Annotated in this window: 14 protein-coding genes and 1 pseudogene; 6 read left to right on the top strand and 9 right to left on the bottom strand. The window is 66.1% G+C overall.

From position 1 onward, the window contains the following. The first annotated feature begins 100 nt into the window (after positions 1 to 100). Positions 101 to 508 (top strand): recombinase family protein, encoded by a 408-nt coding sequence (locus ACFWYW_RS57985; RefSeq protein WP_379627595.1) that lies wholly within the window; start codon positions 101 to 103, stop codon positions 506 to 508. After that, the gene (locus ACFWYW_RS57980; protein ID WP_379627592.1) at positions 505 to 726 is read left to right on the top strand and encodes a helix-turn-helix domain-containing protein; all 222 of its coding nucleotides are present in this window, start codon (positions 505 to 507) and stop codon (positions 724 to 726) included. Before ACFWYW_RS57985 ends, ACFWYW_RS57980 begins: the two co-directional genes overlap by 4 nt. A gap of 114 nt (positions 727 to 840) precedes the next feature. On the opposite strand, the gene ACFWYW_RS57975 is transcribed toward ACFWYW_RS57980, so the two are convergent. Further along, positions 841 to 1,893 carry a saccharopine dehydrogenase family protein gene (locus tag ACFWYW_RS57975; protein WP_379627590.1) on the bottom strand — a complete coding sequence of 351 codons (1,053 nt, stop codon included), beginning with the start codon at positions 1,891 to 1,893 and terminating at the stop codon, positions 841 to 843. A gap of 142 nt (positions 1,894 to 2,035) precedes the next feature. Between ACFWYW_RS57975 and ACFWYW_RS57970 the strand changes: the two genes are divergently transcribed. Next, positions 2,036 to 2,962 carry an AraC family transcriptional regulator gene (locus ACFWYW_RS57970; RefSeq protein WP_379627588.1) on the top strand — a complete coding sequence of 309 codons (927 nt, stop codon included), beginning with the start codon at positions 2,036 to 2,038 and terminating at the stop codon, positions 2,960 to 2,962. Between the two features lie 134 nt (positions 2,963 to 3,096). Here the strand turns inward: ACFWYW_RS57970 and ACFWYW_RS57965 are convergent, their stop codons facing one another. From ACFWYW_RS57965 to ACFWYW_RS57940, 6 genes are read right to left on the bottom strand one after another with little or no spacing between them, the layout of a single operon-like run. Beyond that, the gene (locus tag ACFWYW_RS57965; protein ID WP_379627586.1) at positions 3,097 to 3,534 is read right to left on the bottom strand and encodes an OsmC family peroxiredoxin; all 438 of its coding nucleotides are present in this window, start codon (positions 3,532 to 3,534) and stop codon (positions 3,097 to 3,099) included. A 52-nt stretch (positions 3,535 to 3,586) separates the two neighbouring features. Beyond that, positions 3,587 to 4,357: an SDR family NAD(P)-dependent oxidoreductase gene (locus ACFWYW_RS57960; protein WP_379627584.1), complete on the bottom strand. Its 771-nt coding sequence runs from the start codon at positions 4,355 to 4,357 to the stop codon at positions 3,587 to 3,589. Beyond that, positions 4,350 to 5,090: an isochorismatase family protein gene (locus tag ACFWYW_RS57955; protein ID WP_379627581.1), complete on the bottom strand. Its 741-nt coding sequence runs from the start codon at positions 5,088 to 5,090 to the stop codon at positions 4,350 to 4,352. The genes ACFWYW_RS57960 and ACFWYW_RS57955 overlap by 8 nt, the downstream gene beginning before the upstream one ends. After that, the gene (locus ACFWYW_RS57950) at positions 5,084 to 6,433 is read right to left on the bottom strand and encodes a dihydroorotase family protein (RefSeq protein ID WP_379627579.1); all 1,350 of its coding nucleotides are present in this window, start codon (positions 6,431 to 6,433) and stop codon (positions 5,084 to 5,086) included. Before ACFWYW_RS57950 ends, ACFWYW_RS57955 begins: the two co-directional genes overlap by 7 nt. Before the next feature lie 41 nt (positions 6,434 to 6,474). After that, positions 6,475 to 8,547, bottom strand: a complete 2,073-nt coding sequence (locus ACFWYW_RS57945; RefSeq protein ID WP_379627577.1) for an FAD-dependent oxidoreductase — start codon at positions 8,545 to 8,547, stop codon at positions 6,475 to 6,477. Then, entirely contained in the window at positions 8,544 to 9,788 is a 1,245-nt protein-coding gene (locus tag ACFWYW_RS57940; protein ID WP_379627575.1) for an MFS transporter, read from the bottom strand. The genes ACFWYW_RS57945 and ACFWYW_RS57940 overlap by 4 nt, the downstream gene beginning before the upstream one ends. Positions 9,789 to 9,993: 205 nt before the next feature. On the opposite strand from ACFWYW_RS57940, the gene ACFWYW_RS57935 reads away from it, so the two are divergent. The 3 genes and pseudogenes from ACFWYW_RS57935 to ACFWYW_RS57925 all read left to right on the top strand — a co-directional run. After that, positions 9,994 to 10,926 carry a LysR family transcriptional regulator gene (locus ACFWYW_RS57935; protein ID WP_379627573.1) on the top strand — a complete coding sequence of 311 codons (933 nt, stop codon included), beginning with the start codon at positions 9,994 to 9,996 and terminating at the stop codon, positions 10,924 to 10,926. A 113-nt stretch (positions 10,927 to 11,039) separates the two neighbouring features. Next, complete coding sequence (locus ACFWYW_RS57930) at positions 11,040 to 11,501, top strand: hypothetical protein (protein ID WP_379627571.1); 462 nt, start codon at positions 11,040 to 11,042, stop codon at positions 11,499 to 11,501. A gap of 540 nt (positions 11,502 to 12,041) precedes the next feature. Beyond that, positions 12,042 to 12,210: pseudogene (locus ACFWYW_RS57925) on the top strand (ATP-binding protein); the annotation flags it as partial. A gap of 31 nt (positions 12,211 to 12,241) precedes the next feature. Here the strand turns inward: ACFWYW_RS57925 and ACFWYW_RS57920 are convergent. Together ACFWYW_RS57920 and ACFWYW_RS57915 are read right to left on the bottom strand one after the other, a co-directional pair. Further along, positions 12,242 to 12,664, bottom strand: a complete 423-nt coding sequence (locus ACFWYW_RS57920; RefSeq protein ID WP_379627569.1) for a DUF4259 domain-containing protein — start codon at positions 12,662 to 12,664, stop codon at positions 12,242 to 12,244. A 779-nt stretch (positions 12,665 to 13,443) separates the two neighbouring features. Further along, the gene (locus ACFWYW_RS57915; protein ID WP_379627567.1) at positions 13,444 to 14,952 is read right to left on the bottom strand and encodes an ISL3 family transposase; all 1,509 of its coding nucleotides are present in this window, start codon (positions 14,950 to 14,952) and stop codon (positions 13,444 to 13,446) included. Positions 14,953 to 14,994 lie beyond the last annotated feature (42 nt).

The following is a 14,994-nucleotide window of genomic DNA, read 5'->3' as shown; positions in this document are numbered from 1 at the left end:
AACAGTCGCTCAACAGGAGTTGAGCGCATGCTCAACCATGAGTGATCGATACAGGAGAAGCTGCAGCTCGGCATAGGTGGATGGATTTTCGGCACCCACAGTGTCGACCAAGGATCAGCGGTTCGACCGGCAGACCCTGGCGCTGAAGGCCGCGGGCTGCATCCGGATCTTCGCCGACAAGAAGTCCGGCAAGGACGCCGAGCGCGAAGAACTCACCAAGGTGCTGGACTACCTGCGACCAGGCGACACCCTTGTCGTCCCCTCCCTCGACCGGCTCGCCCGGTCCCTGCAGGGCCTCGTCACGATCGTCGCCGAACTGCGTCGCCGCGGCGTCGGGTTCCGATTCCTGAAGGAAGCTCTCGACACCACCACGCCAGGCGGGCGCCTGGTTTTCAGGTGTTCGCCGCCCTGGCCGAGTTTATCCGCGAACTCACCATCGAGGGCACCAACGAGGGCCTGGCCGCCGCCAAGGCCCGCGGTGTTCGGCTCGGCCGACCGCCCGCGATGACCCCCGAGCAGGTCCGGCACGCCCGCGCCCTGCTCGCCCAGCCCGACGCCACCATCGCCTCGATCGCACGGCTCCTCGGCGTCAGCCGCTCCACCATCTACAAATACGTCCCCGAGCTTAAGCCCGGCAGCGACCACCAGACCATCGCCATCCCCGCCCAGCGCCTCGAACTCACCACGGAGACCGATCAAGCGAGAGGTGGCTCACCGAAGCTGTAGGAGTTCCAGGCCTGCTGGCAGGGGCTTCGCGGCGATCTGGGACCTTCGCTCAGTCCAGCGAGCCATCCAGACGATCACACACCGTGGCTGATCGTTACCGGAGAAGGCTCGTTGTCAGGTTGCCGGCGCGTCCTGGATGGTCCACAGGATCCCATGCGGGATGAGAAAGTCGAGGAACGCGGTCGGGTGGTAGGCCTGGGCGGGGGCGAGTACTCCCGGCTTGGCAGGGTCGGCGATGAGACGGCGGATGCTTTCGACGGCGATCACCGCGGTCGTGCCATAGGTGTCGGAGCCTTGGACGATGCCGCGGGCGCGGCGGCCGTCGGAACTGATGGCGTCGAGTACATAGGTGAAGTGCTGGGTGCGGCGGCTGTCCTCATCGGGTCCTTCCGGCAGGCTGTCGATGATCTCCGGTGTGAGCGGGGTGTTCAGCTGGTCGCCCAACGCCGCCTCGGTCAGTCCCTCGACATGCCGGACGCGGATGTGACGGGGAATGGTCACCACCTCCGACACAGGGAAGGCCATCACCGGGGTCGCCTCCGACTGTCCGGGCAGTCGGATCGCGGTGTGGCGCGCGGGCATGCGGGGACGCCAGTCGCCATCGTAGTAGGTTATGCCTCCCGTCTTGATGGCGTCGATCGTTTCGACCAGCGAGCGCAGCGAGCCGCGTGACATGGCGCCGCCTCCGATGACCATGTGGGTGGTGACGATCTCTTCGACCGATTCCAGGCGGTCGGCCAGGATCTGGGCCATGAGGTCTACCGGCACGCAGCCGTCGTTGGCGGCGGGTACGACGGTGACCCCGGCGTTCTCCGCCTCCGTGATGAAGGTGTCGAAGATCTTCTTGACGTAGAGCTGCTCGCCTGAGGTGTCGACGTAGTGGCAGCCGGCGGCGATCGCGGCGCGGACCACGGCCTCACCTGAGGAGGTGAACGGCCCGGCGCAGTTGATGACGCCGGCGCAGTCGTGGAACGCGCTGACGAGCGCCTCATGGTCGCTGGTGTCGGCCACGCGTCGTTCCGTGTCGGAGAGGCCAACCGCCGAGGCGGCCGCCTCCAGGCGCGCGAGATTGCGTCCGGCCAGAACTGCGTCGATGCCGCGTCGCGCCAGTTCGGTGAGCACGAGCTTGCCCTGATATCCACTCGGGCCATAAACGGCGATCTTCATATCATCTCCTCACGATGGGGAGCTGCGCGATTGCTCAGCCATCAGCACCGTAAGGCGCTGACACAAGACGGTTGAATGCGCGATACGCTCCAGGGTTTGCGTCATCGTCTTTGTTGAGGTCGCCATTGGTTAACCTGACTGGGTGGATGTGCTGTCCGATGTGGTGAGTGCGGCGCGCACCGGTCGACCCCACTCGGGCCGGGTGACCAGGTCCGCTCCCTTCGCCCTGCGGTCTGCGGCGGTGCCTTCCTCCGGGTTCCACATCGTTCTCCAGGGAACGTGCTGGCTTCTCCCGCCGGAGGGTGAGCCGATCGCGCTTGGGCCGGGCGACGTGGCGTTCCTGCCGCGCGGATCCGCACACGGTTTGGCCGACGACCCATCCACCTCGGTAAGCGAGCCGCCCACAACGCTCACCGGAGTCCAAGATGGCCGCAACGACGAGACGTCAGCCGACCGGCCGCCGACGGTGGTTATGCTCTGCGGCGCCTACCTCCTGGACGGATCCGGGCCACACCCGCTCCTGAACGACCTGCCCGAGGTCATCCACCTACCGGCGCGGGTAGGGCGCCACCAAGAGCTCCGCGCCGCGGTCGAACTCCTCGGCGTGGAACTGGACAGCGACGACCGCCCAGGCTCCGATACCATCCTGCTCACCCTGCTGGATCTGCTCCTGCTCTACATCCTGCGCGCCTGGTTCGAAGAACAGCGCGTCTCCGGCCACTCCGCCACCGGCTGGGCCGCGGCCCTGCACGACCCCGCCGTCGCCGCCGCCCTCCGCGCCATCCACGGAGACCCGAGCCGGCCATGGACCGTCGATGAACTGGGCGCGCAGGCACGCCTGTCCCGCGCCGCCTTCGCCCGGCGGTTCACCCATCTGGTCGGCCAGCCACCGCTTACCTACCTGACATGGTGGCGGATGACCACCGCCGCCCGGCTCCTGCGCACCTCCGACGCCCCCGTCAACACGATCGCCCAGCAGGTCGGCTACAGCTCGCAGTACAGCTTCACTCACGCCTTCAAACGCCAGTACGGGTCACCGCCCGGCAGCTACCGGCACCACGCTGGCTGAAGTACAACACCCGCGTAGGGATCTTCGAGGTTTGGCGGCCTATGACACGTTCGTTAACGGCACCCCGACTCCTTGACGTTCGGGTCCGTCAGGGTTTCTCTGCCCGGGGCGGGTGCCCGATTCCTGATGCTCTGTCAGCGCTTCCTGCCGATGGATACTTCGGCGGTCGCGCGCAGCATGCTGGAGACCGGGCAGGAGGCGTCGGCGGCTTTCAGCAACTCGTTGAAGGCGTCGTCGTCGACGCCGTTGATGTCCGCGGTCACCGAGAGTCGTGAGCCGGTGATGTGCCACTTCGATTTGATTCGTTCAAGGCCGACTTCGGCGCTGATCTCCAGCAGGGTAGCCGTGAATCCCGCCTTGCCGATGGTCGCGGCCAGGGACATGGCGTAGCAGCCCGCGTGCGCGGCGGCGATCAACTCCTCTGGGCTGGTCTCGCCATCGGGCTCGCCGGTCCGCTTGGGGAAGTTCAGCGGGGCGGCGGCGAGTGCTGTGCTCTGGGTCGTCAGCGCCCCGGAGCCCTTTGCGATATCTCCGGTCCACTGGACCACTGCCGTTCTGGTGATCGCTGCCATGGGTAGCCTTCCTTACTGTTGTGATGGTGGTGTTGGTGTGTGAGCGGCGGCGTCACCATGCCGTCCAGCCTCCGTCGACGGGAAGTACCGCCCCCGTGACATAGGACGCCTCGCGGCTCGCGAGGAACGTGATCGGGCCCGCGATGTCGAGGGAGGGGTCGCCCAGACGGCCGATCATGGTCCGGTTCTCCATCCAGCCGAGGCGGCCGGGGTCCTTGGAGAGTGCGGATGTCATGTGCGTGGGGTAGAAGGTTCCCGGCGCGATGCAGTTGACGTTGACGCCGTGCCGGGACCATTCCGAGGCCAGGGCCCTCGTCAGGTTGGCGACCGCTCCCTTCGAGGTGAAGTATGCGGGTTCGGGGATGGGGCCCGCGAGTGCCGCGTACTGTGAGGCGACGTTGATGACGCGGCCGAAGCCTCGCTCCAGCATCCCCGGTGCGACGAGGTTGCTGACCAGCCAGCTGGCGGTGACGTTGACGTCCTGGATCTGTCGCCATTCCTGGAGGCTTGTCTTGAGGCTGGGCTTCCTCAACATGATCCCCGCGGCGTTGACCAAGATGTCGATCCCGTCCACGCCCTGCAGGTGCTTCTGAAGCACGGTGGCGACTGCCGCGCTGTCGGCGAGATCGACGGTGAGGACGTCGCCGCGGACGCCGTATTGGCGCACGGCTTCGGCAGTGGCCTGGGCCCGCTCGTCGCTCGCCGGGTGCTCCAGGACAGCAGTGTCCGCACCACGGCTTGCAAGGGCGCGGGCGGCTGCTGCGCCGAGTCCGCCGTCACCGGCTCCGGTCACGAGGGCCCGCAGCCCCGACAGATCAAACATCGTCCACAGCCTCTGGCGCGTTTCGGGCACTGATCCGGCGGCTCAGGTGCTCTTGTGCCTCGCGGGTGTCGATGACGTCTCCGTATTTGAGCCATATGTCGAACAGGGTGACGCGCTGGGACAGGTCGATGCGATCAGCGGTGGCGTCACGCAGGACGGCTACGCGATAGCCGTACCCGGCGGCGTCAACCGCAGTGGCACGGACGCAGCCACTTGTGGAGAGTCCGCCGATGATCACGGTGTCGACTCCGTGGGCGGACAATCGTTCGTGCAGGTTGGTTTGGTGAAAACAGCTCGCAGCCTCCTTCCTGAGAAGGATGTCCGCTGGGCCGGCTTCGAGTTCGGCGGCCAGTTGCGTACCGGGTGCTCCGTCGACGAAGGCGGCGGCATTGCCGCGTTTGGCCGCGAAGGTGTTGTCCTGCTCGGTGCCGGGTGCGTAGGCAATCCGGCTGAGCACCACCGGGACGCGCTGATGCCGGGCCATCCGCAGGAGGGGAAGCGAGGCTCGCATGGCTCGCCAGGCCTTGGCCCCGCCTGCGGATGGGTTGCGGGCGAGTTGGTCCAGGAGGGAGACGTCGTCTCCCAGATATGCGTACTGGAAGTCGACCAGGATCAGTGCGGGCTGTGTACCGAGGGCCCGCGGTGTTCCGTAGCCGGTGCTTTCCACGACCACGCGGTCGCTCGCGGTGAGTTCGGGCAGGAGGTCGTCCGTGACCGCGTTCCAGTTCAGCATGTCGGCTGCCTCCCCTCGGTGTGGACCGTGCGCCTCAGGAATCGGCCGCGGTCGTCGTTGACGAGTACGCCGTCCGCGAGGACCGGCACTCCGCGCACGAAGGTCGACTTGACCGTCAGCGGGACCGACCGTCCGTGGTAGGCGGAGTAGCCGGCGGTGGTGTGCTGATTGTCCCCGTTGATGGTTGACGGGTGCTCCAGGTCGACGATCGTGATGTCGGCGTCGGCCCCGACGGAAAGGGTGCCCTTGCCGGGGAGGCCAAAGATGCTCGCGGGGTTCGACGTCGTGACCCGGATGAGATCGACCACTGAAGCGCCCCGGGAGGCGAGCAGACTCCACATCAGCGGGAGGAGCGTCTCCGTTCCGGGCATCCCGACCGGGATGTCGGCATACGGCGTCGCCGGATCCGTCTTGGTCGCGCGGGTGTAAGGGGCGTGGTCGGAGGAGACCACGTTGATCTCCCCGCTCAGGACCGCATCCATCAGCACTCGCGCATCACGCGCGCTGCGCAGGGGTGGGGCGACCTTGGCCAGTCCGCCGAGGCGCCGAGCGTCGTCCTCCGTCAGCGTGAGGTACTGGGGGCAGGTCTCGGCGTAGACCTCCTGCCCTCGGGCTCGGGCGAGCCTGATCTCGTCAAGTGCGCGTTCCGATGTCACATGGACGACGTAGACGGGGCACTCGGCGCGTTCTGCGATCAGAAGGGCACGCCGCGTCGCCTCAGCCTCCGCCCATTCGGGACGGTTCAGCGAGAAGCGCCGGACCTCATCGACGTCGGTACGGCCGGCGTTCTGCTCGATCAGGGCGCAGGTGACGTCCTCCAGTTCAGCGTGGACCATCGCCAGACCGCCGAGGGCGGAGATCTGCGTCATCGCCCGGAACAGGAAGGCGTCATCGACCATCATTTTGCGCGCTCGGTTGATCATGAACATCTTGAAGGTGTTCACGCCCAGTTCGGTCACATCGCCGAGCTGTGAGATCGTCTGGGGCTCGTCGGCGATGGCCGCGTGGAGTGCGTAGTCGATGGGGACCGTACGGTTGCTCCCGCCACCGACCTCCTGCACCCTGTGCAGGAGGTCCGTTCCCGGGGCGTTCATTCCCATGACGAAGCCGATTGCCGTGGTCACCCCGCCGTACGCGGCCGACTCCAGCATCTGCTCGAGCGTGTCGCTGTGTCCGGACCACGTCCGGAAATGGGTGTGGGCGTCGACGATGCCGGGAAGGACATGTTGTCCGTCGGCGTCGACGCTGGTTCGGGCGTCGAGGGTGCTGCCGGGCGCCATCAGGGCTGCGATCTTCCCGGCAACCACATAGACGTCTGCTGCCTCGGTGCGGCCGTCGGTCACGATGGTGCCGCCCGTGATTGCGAGGTCGTACATAGATCTCCCTAGTTGTGGGTTGTCACGGACAATGGGCTGACCGACGGTCGGCCGGTATCGAGGAGATCTCCCCCCTTCCGTCCGAGGTAGGGGGTCCGCAGAGGTGGCCCGGGCCACGTGCCAGAGGTATCGACGCCGACCAGATAGCCCGCGCCCCGGCCCTCGTAGGTGGCGTCGAGGGCGGTGCGGGGGCTGTAGGCGTCGCCGATGAGGTGCACCGGGCCCCGGTAGCCGGCATCGTGGAGGGCGCTCACCAGCGCGTCGTTCGCGCGGCGGGGGGATACGCGCACGATGTGGACATCGTCGAGCCGGTGCGAGGTTCCTTCGAAGCGTGGTGTCACCGCCACACCCGCACCGGAGCTTTCTATGGTCGACAGGGTTCGAATCCGCACACCCAGTTCCTTGAACCGGGCGTAGAGGGAAAGCCGCGAATAGACGGTGATGTTCGGGAGCAACGCATCCATGGCCGTCACCAGCCACACCTCATGCTGGTGGGCCGCGAGATGGACCGCGAGGGACGCGCCTGGCCACCCACCGTCCTCATCGATCACGACAACGCGCTTGTGCGACCCGTCAGCCGCGATCGCGTCCTCGGGGACGAGTTCCCCTTCAAAGGCGGGTGCAGGTTGCGATCCGGTGGCCACGACGACCTCGTCCCATTCACCCGCGGCGATGTTCTGCGCAGACAGTTCGGTGTTCAGCCGTACGGTCACGCCGGCCCGTTCGACGGCGCGTTGCAAGTCGTCCACCAGCAGCCCGAACCGCGCGCGGTCGTGCAGTCGGCGGATGGTCGACACCTGCCCGCCGAGCTGGGCCGAGCGCTCGATCAGCACGACCTCGTGACCGCGCGATGCCGCTGCCGACGCGGCTTCGAGGCCGGCGGGTCCGCCTCCCACAACCAGGATGCGGCGAGTGAGCCGTGGGGCCGGGATCGCCTTCCACTCTCGTTCGAACCCGGCTTCCGGGTTCACGACGCACCGAATGGGGAGCGTCTTCTCCAGCCGTCCCACGCACGCCTGGTTGCAGGCGATGCACGAGCGGACCTCCGAGGCCCGGCCCTCCTGGTGTTTCCTGGCGATTGCCGGGTCTGCGATGTGGGCGCGGGCCATGCCCACCAGGTCCGCAGCGCCCGAGCGCAGCAGGCTGTCCGCCATCGCGACATCGTCCATCCGGCATACCGCGAGCACCGGAGTCGCGGGGAAGGCGAGCTTGAACCGATGCGGATAGTTGCGGAAGGGTGCGGAACCGAAGGACATGTCGGCCATCTGCGTGGCAAGCGAGTAGTCGCCGACATACGCCGAGTGGCTGACATGAAGGAAGGCGATGGGGAACTCGTCCATGAGCGCGGCACAGATATCGATCATGGCGTCGATGTCGAGGCCGTTCGGGAGCATCTCATCGGCACTGACCCGCAGGCCGATAGGCGCATCCGATGAGTTCGCGAAGACGGCGGAGAGCACCTCGCGCACGATCCGCAGTCGATTGGCCGCCGTACCGCCATATGCGTCGCTTCGAGAGTTGGTGGCAGGGGAGAGAAACTGCTGCAAGAGGTGACCGTGGCCGATGTGGATTTCGGCACCGTCGAACCCCGCGTGCAGGAGCCGGGCGGTGGTTCGGGCGAAAGAATCGATGAGCAGGCGAATCTCGGCTTGGTTCAGCACATGCGGTGTCTCCTGGCCGGGTGACCAGGCGAGGGCACTGGGTGACCACAGGCCGGTCCACTCACTGCCGTCGTGCCGTCCGGTGTGCATGACCTGACCGAACAGCCGCGCGCCTTCGGCGTGTACGGTGCTGGCCATGTCGGCGAATGACGACTCGCTCTCGCTGTCGTAGCCGCCCAGACCGAAGCGACGAAGACTCGACGGGTGGACACGCACTGCCTCGGTGAAGATCAGGCCGGCTCCTCCGCGCGCCTTTTCGGCGAGATAGGCGATGTAGCGTTCGCTCGGCCGGTTGTGCAGCGCGAAATTGGTGGTGTGCGCGGGTACGTATAGCCGGTTGCGCAGGTGGACGCCGCCGATCGCAGTGGGGTCGAACAATTGTGTCGGTGTGCGGGGCTCGGCGTCGGAGGAGACGGTCATTCTTGGCCTCGCTTGGAGTTCGTGGACACGCTGAGGACGACGACGAAACAGATCGCCGCTATCCCGATCACGAGAATGGTCGGCGCCATCGGTGAATTCGTGGTCTCGATCAACAACGTCGCGACGAACGGTGTGAAGCCGCCCAGAATCGCCGAATGGAGGTTGTACGGCAGGGAGATGGCGCTGTAGCGGATCTCGGTCGGAAAGATCTCCGTGAGCAGCGCGGCGAGCGGGCCGAACATGCACGAAAGAGCCAGGCCCATCGGCACGATGGCCAGGAACGCGAGAGCTGGTACACCCGTCGAGAACGCGAGGAACACGGGATACACCAGAAGCCCGGTCATCGCGTACCCGGTCAGCATGACCGGTTTGCGGCCAATGCGATCAGACCAGCCACCCGCGAACGGCATTGCCAACACGAAGACTGCCTGGAGGGCGAGCGTGATCGCCAGCGCCATGGCCTGGCCGAAGAAGTGTTGGGTTGCGAGAAAGGTCGGCAGGAACGACAGGAGCACGTAATACGCGGGCGAGGCCGGCAGCCAGAACGCTCTGAAGAGATCCATCGGATGCTCGCGCAGCGCCGTCACGATGGGCAGCCGTTTGCCAGGGGTGGCGGCCTTGGTCTTGACGGCCTGGAACTCCTCCGTGTCGGCCAGTTGCCGGCGGATGAAGTAGCCAGGGACAACCATGAGCACTCCGAGCAGGAACGGGACTCGCCACCCCCACTCGCTCAGGGCTTCCGGGGTGAGGAGTACGGAGAGGACCACGCTGACGATCGCCCCGAGCATCATGCCGAGGGCCAGGCTCGCCTGCTGAAAGCTTCCGACAAAGCCCCGCTTGTGAGGCGGCGCGTTCTCCGTCAGATAGGCGATCGATCCCCCGATCTCGCCGCCCGTCGAGAATCCCTGCAGGAGACGGCAGGCCACGAGCGCGACCGCGGCCCCGAAACCGATGTCCTGATACGTCGGCAGGAGCCCGATGGCGAGGGTGGCCGCACCCATGAGGATCAGCGCGATGGAGAAGGCTCGTCTTCGACCGTGCACGTCGCCCACATGTCCCAGGACGACGGCCCCGAGCGGGCGGGCCACGAAGCCGACACCGAACACGGCGAAGGATGCGAGAAGCTGCACCGCCTCGGAGGATGAACTGAAGAACTTCTCCCCGATGGTTGCGGCGAAGTAGCCGTAGACGGCGAAGTCATACCACTCCAGGACGTGGCCCACCGTCGCGGCGGCGACCACCTTCTTCTGAACCGGTTTTGGACTCGCGGTAAACGTGCCGGGAGTACTACTCATCACATTGTCCCAATCAAGGCGCTAGTGCCGCATATGCCGTTGAGTGCCGGATAAGTGTCCAACAGGAGTGCAATGCGTTGTTCAGCAAGAGTGCACCATGCCGTGGCATGAGTCCAGCGTGAAAAACTCCAGAGAGCTATGATAAAAACTTATGACCGTGACCATGCGCCAACTGCAGTACTTCGTCGTCTGCGCCGAACTCGGCACGATGTCCGCAGCAGCTCAGGAGTTGCACGTCTCCCAGTCGGCGATATCTCTGGGAGTGGCACAGCTCGAGGCGCGGCTGGAGGTGGACCTCCTCGTGCGTAACCACGCACGGCGGCTCCAGCTGACACCAGCCGGACGCGAGTTGCTCGTCGAAGCGCGGCAACTGCTCTCGGACATGAACGAAATGATCGACCGGACCCGCGCGCAGAGCAGAACGGCGAGCGGCCGATTGACCGTGGGGTGCTACCAGACCCTAGGCCCCATGCTGCTCCCGCCTGTGGTCGAGGGGTTCGAGGCCGCACGCCCGGACGTCGAACTGCACGTGCGTGAAGGCGGGGCCGCAGATCTGTGCGAGGCATTGACATCGGGGGAGTTGGAGACGGCGATGCTCTACGACCTCGACGTCATCGACGGTGTCACGTCGTTCCCACTGACGACGGTGCGCCCCTACGTCCTGCTCTCACCCAACCATCCGTTGGCCGCCCACGAGACGCTGTCCGTCGCACAGCTCCAGCACGAGGACATGATCCTTTACAATCCGCCGGGCGACTACTACCTCGGCCTCTTGAAGGAGCACAACGCCGCGCCACGCGTCCGGTACCGCTTCGACAACTACGAGACCGTACGCTCCTTCGCGGCCCGCGGCCTGGGCTACACGCTCCTGCACCAGCGACAGTCCATCGAAGCCAGCTACGAGGGACGTCCGCTGACAGTACGCGAACTCCGCGAGGACCTGCCTACCCTTCAAGTCGTTCTGTGTGTGCGGCAGAACGCACGCTTGACGGCGCGTACCCGCGCCTTCATCGAGTTCACCCGCGCGATGTTCCACACGGCACACCACACAGCCGCCGACGACCAGCTCTCGGGCGGTTGCTGAACAGCCGTGCGATGTTCGAGGGTGTGGGCGGCCAGGGCGTGGTGAGTTGGCAGCTTTGCGTCAAATGCTCAGCTCCTTCTCGCGGGATGTCACGTTGCTGCAGCGCAAGCGTCATGTCTTATGACGCGGCACCGGTGCAGCTGAAATCCCTGCTTCCGATCTCCGGTACTTGCATCCCGCTGGTCCGATCCCGGCCGACCTCGCCGTGCTCGCGCAGGATCCGATACATCGTCGATTCCGACGCCAGCGAAGTGCCCTCATCCAGCAGGGAGAAGTACGCCGTGGCCGGCGAGGTGTCGGCGAAGCGCTCGTTCAGCACCGCGCGGACGTGGTCGCGGCCTGCGCGGCCTGGAGGGCCTCGGTCACTGCTCGCCCCGATCCGGCGGCGTCTCGCTGCTGGTGGCGAGCTGATCCAGCAGCGCGAAGAGCTTTCCCTGCACCTCGATCACTTGGCGGGTCTTACCGAGCTCGGCACGCAGCCGCTCGACCTCCGCCTGCAGCGCGTCGATCTCCTTGTCCCGCGGATCCGCCTTCGGCCGGCCGGCCGGCCAGCCAGCGCCTGCTCCACACCGTGATCCCGAGCCGTCCGCCAGCTAAAGATCAGCGACGAGTACAGCCCCTCCCGGCGCAGCAACGCGCCCTTGCCGGCCTTATCCAGCCTGTCGTACTCCTCCAGGACCCGCGCCTTATAGGCGGCAGAGTAGAGCGTGGACTTGCTCGTTCGCGCACCTGAGGATCGGGGATCTCCGGATCCGGCTTGCTTGCTCCCACGAAGGGGATATCTCCTTCCCCACCCTCAGCACAGAGTTTCATGCCTGTTTGTTACCTCTGGCTATTTTGACAAGGAGGGGACCGGTACAAGCTGGTTACGAACACCCATGGCCGGTTCAGGTGGGGCGTGCCGATGCGCAGCGTCGGCACACCAAGAGCACAGACCCCCGCTTGGCCCGAAGTGTGGCGGGAAGCCCATCGCCGATCCGATCGTGGAACGTCATGGCACTCCTCGCAAGGATTGTTGCCCCATGATGTGGCGGAGAGTCGGCCACGCCTGCAACGTGCGGGCGGTCCGCGCCTCTGTCGCGCCCGGAGGCGGAGGTGGCGTGGCCGGTGGCCACATTCTGACCTCGAACAAGAGCTTCAGATGAGTGGGGCCAGGTCTTCTCCGACGAAGTCCTCGCCACCGCCATCCTCGACCGGCTCCTCCACAACTGCGACGTCATTTCGATCAACGGCCCCAGCTACAGACTCAAAAACCGGCTCAAGAACATCGAACGAGACGCCTGAGCCCGCCTGGTCGAGACGACCCGCGGACTCTTCACCCTGCGGGATTCAGCAAAGCTCTGATCTGCTCGACCTCTGCACGCCAGGCTGCCGCATCATCCCGGTCGACCCAGCCCGCCGACATCCCAGAGCCCTCGTCAAGCGCACGGGAAAGCGCCTCGACGGCCAAGACCCGCAGCTCATCAGGGAACTCAACCAGCGGCCCTTCAAGAGCGCCATCGGCAGAGGCATACTGCCCGCCCCCAGGACACTGGCCCGCGATCAACGCAGCCGCCGCGACAGCCTCGGCGCCCTCATCGAAACGACCCCTGCTACCCGCCATCCGCTCCAAAAGCTCACGGACGAGCACAAGCTGAATATCCGGATCAGCCCTATGCAGCTCATCGATGAAATCGGCGGCGTAATCACTGTCGAACGGACCCGGACCCCACGTCCCCACCAACGCCTCCCGCTCCATAAGGACCTACCGAAACAGCATCTCAGACCACCAGGGCCCTGCCGATCACCTCATGAACCCGTGCACATAAACCCGTACCTGATGGAGCACTCACAGCTGTACGCCGACACGAGTCTCGGCGAGCCGGCCGCAGGATGACTCAAGACAGCCTCGGCGTCGCGGGCATCGTCGGGCATCGAATAGAATTGATCAAGCGTCGGCCGCTTCTCGCGGGTCCGACGCTTTCTTTTATGTCCACTGACCCCACTCCGCAGCGCCCTCGCGGACCCCTCTTCCACGCCATGATCACCGATCCGCGCGGCGACCAGTTGCTACCGCTGGCAATGCTTCGAGAACGCTACCCAGACCTCCACACACGCCACATCGCCAAGTACGCCGGCCGAAGGCACCTTCTCCGTGAACGAGTGATGCCGCTCGAGTGCTCCTGGGCCGACGTGGTCTTCCTTTCACCCGTCAACCCCATCGTGCTGTTCGACGCGATACGGAGCGCCGGGCTGCCCATACGCAACGTCCCGATCTGGACACTCGATGCCTTGCAACTCGACCCAGTACGATGCTGCATCCGGCTCATGCGTGTCACCCCAGGCGCCCGAACTGCCGACCCCGGCACCGAGGACGACTATCTCCCACTGACCACCGCCACACTGCGGGCCGTCTCCGAGGTGACCTACATCGCCAGAAGCCTGCTCGAGACCGGCGGGATCAGACCACGACTGCACCCTCAACCGGGACTGTACGGTTTTCGGCTCTGGCCCGCTTTCGGTGGTGACAGATCGTGGTTAGCCGAGCAGGATGCGGTGGCGAAGGAGCGCGAAGCCGGCTCGCCCGTACATCTGCCTCTTGATCATTTTCGTTTTAGTGTTGACGCCTTCGGTACCGCCGTTGTGGAACGGGAGGGTGAGGGCGGCGTTGATGGCGGCTCGGTCGTAGTCCAGCCCGCGGGTGAAGGCGTGCAGGTGGGGTAGGTCGACCTGACGCGCTTGGTCGATCCAGGCGGTCAGTCGCTGGTCGTTGTCCTGCTTGGGGTCGAGGAGGGCGGCGAAGTCCCGGACGAGTCCGGCGAGCATGGTCATCTCGTGGCAGGCGGCGGTGGCGGCATCCAGCCGCTCGGCGTGATGCTCTTTGAGCTTGCTCGGTTCGGTGAGGAGGAGGCCGGCCAGGCGCTTGGGCGAGATCGCGGGCCGGTCGCATTCGACCCGGCCTTGGTTGATGTAGCGGTAGAGCAGGTTCTGGCTACTGGTATAGCCGAGCTTCTTGATCTCGGCGAGGAGTTGCTGGACCGGGACGGCGGGATCTTCGGCCCGGCGTTGGCGCAGATGGTCGCGGAACGGGTCGACCAGCGTGGGCCGGTACTTCGGCACGCGCACCAGCCGTTCGGGTTCGCTGACCCGGGCATAGCGTTTCACGGTGTTGAGCGCCAGGCCCAGGCGGCGGGCGCACTCCAGCAGCCCGACACCCTGGTCGAGTAGGGTATGGACCTGCTGCCAGCGTTCGCGCGTGGTGGTGGCCCGCGTCCCTTCTTTTGGCGGTGGGCCGGTCTTGCCCCAGCAGAGCGAGTGCGCGGCGACTTCCTTCACCACGGCTTCGGCCAGGTTGTGCCAGATATGCCAGCGATCACCGACCTGCACCGCTTCGGGCAGGGCGCGACGGATCGCCTCGGCGTAAGCGCCGCTGCTGTCACGGCACACCACCCGCACACCGGGATGGGCTCGCAGCCACGCCTCCAACGTGTCGGCCTGACGGTCGGCGAGCACATCGATCCGCTCCCGCGTCACCGCGTCGATGATCACCGTGGCGTAGCGGTGCCGTTTGCGGAGGGCGAAGTCGTCTACCCCGATCACCCTTGGCACCGGACGGACCGGCAGGGGCAGACGCAACAACGACCGGACTGCGGTCTGCCGCGACATCCTGACTCCCAGCACGGCCAGCAGCCGAGATCCCGCCCGCCCGGCCAACTCGCGCACCACCGCGCCCACCTGCGTGCTCAAGACCATTGTGCGGCGCTGATACGGTTCGGCCAACCCGGGAAGCGGCTCCCGGAATGTCTGCCGCTCGCACCCGACCGTCGCGCACCTCAACCTCCGAAACCGTAGTCGCACCAGCACCCGCTGCCCGCCCAACGGCAGGTCAGCCAGCTGCCGATCCACATAGCCGTGCACCCGCCCGACTACCCCGCAACCGGGACACGCTACCGGCGCGCCCCGGGACGCGACATGCACCACGATCGACGCGGTCCCGACCTCGGCTTGAACGCTGCCGATGGCCAGGTCGGCCAACTGCGGAAACACCAGCCTCGCAAGATCCTTTACGTCACACCGGCGTCACGCTGA

This window comes from Nonomuraea sp. NPDC059023 (genome assembly GCF_042740095.1).
Lineage (GTDB): Bacteria > Actinomycetota > Actinomycetes > Streptosporangiales > Streptosporangiaceae > Nonomuraea.
This window is presented reverse-complemented; position numbering and strand designations above follow the sequence as displayed.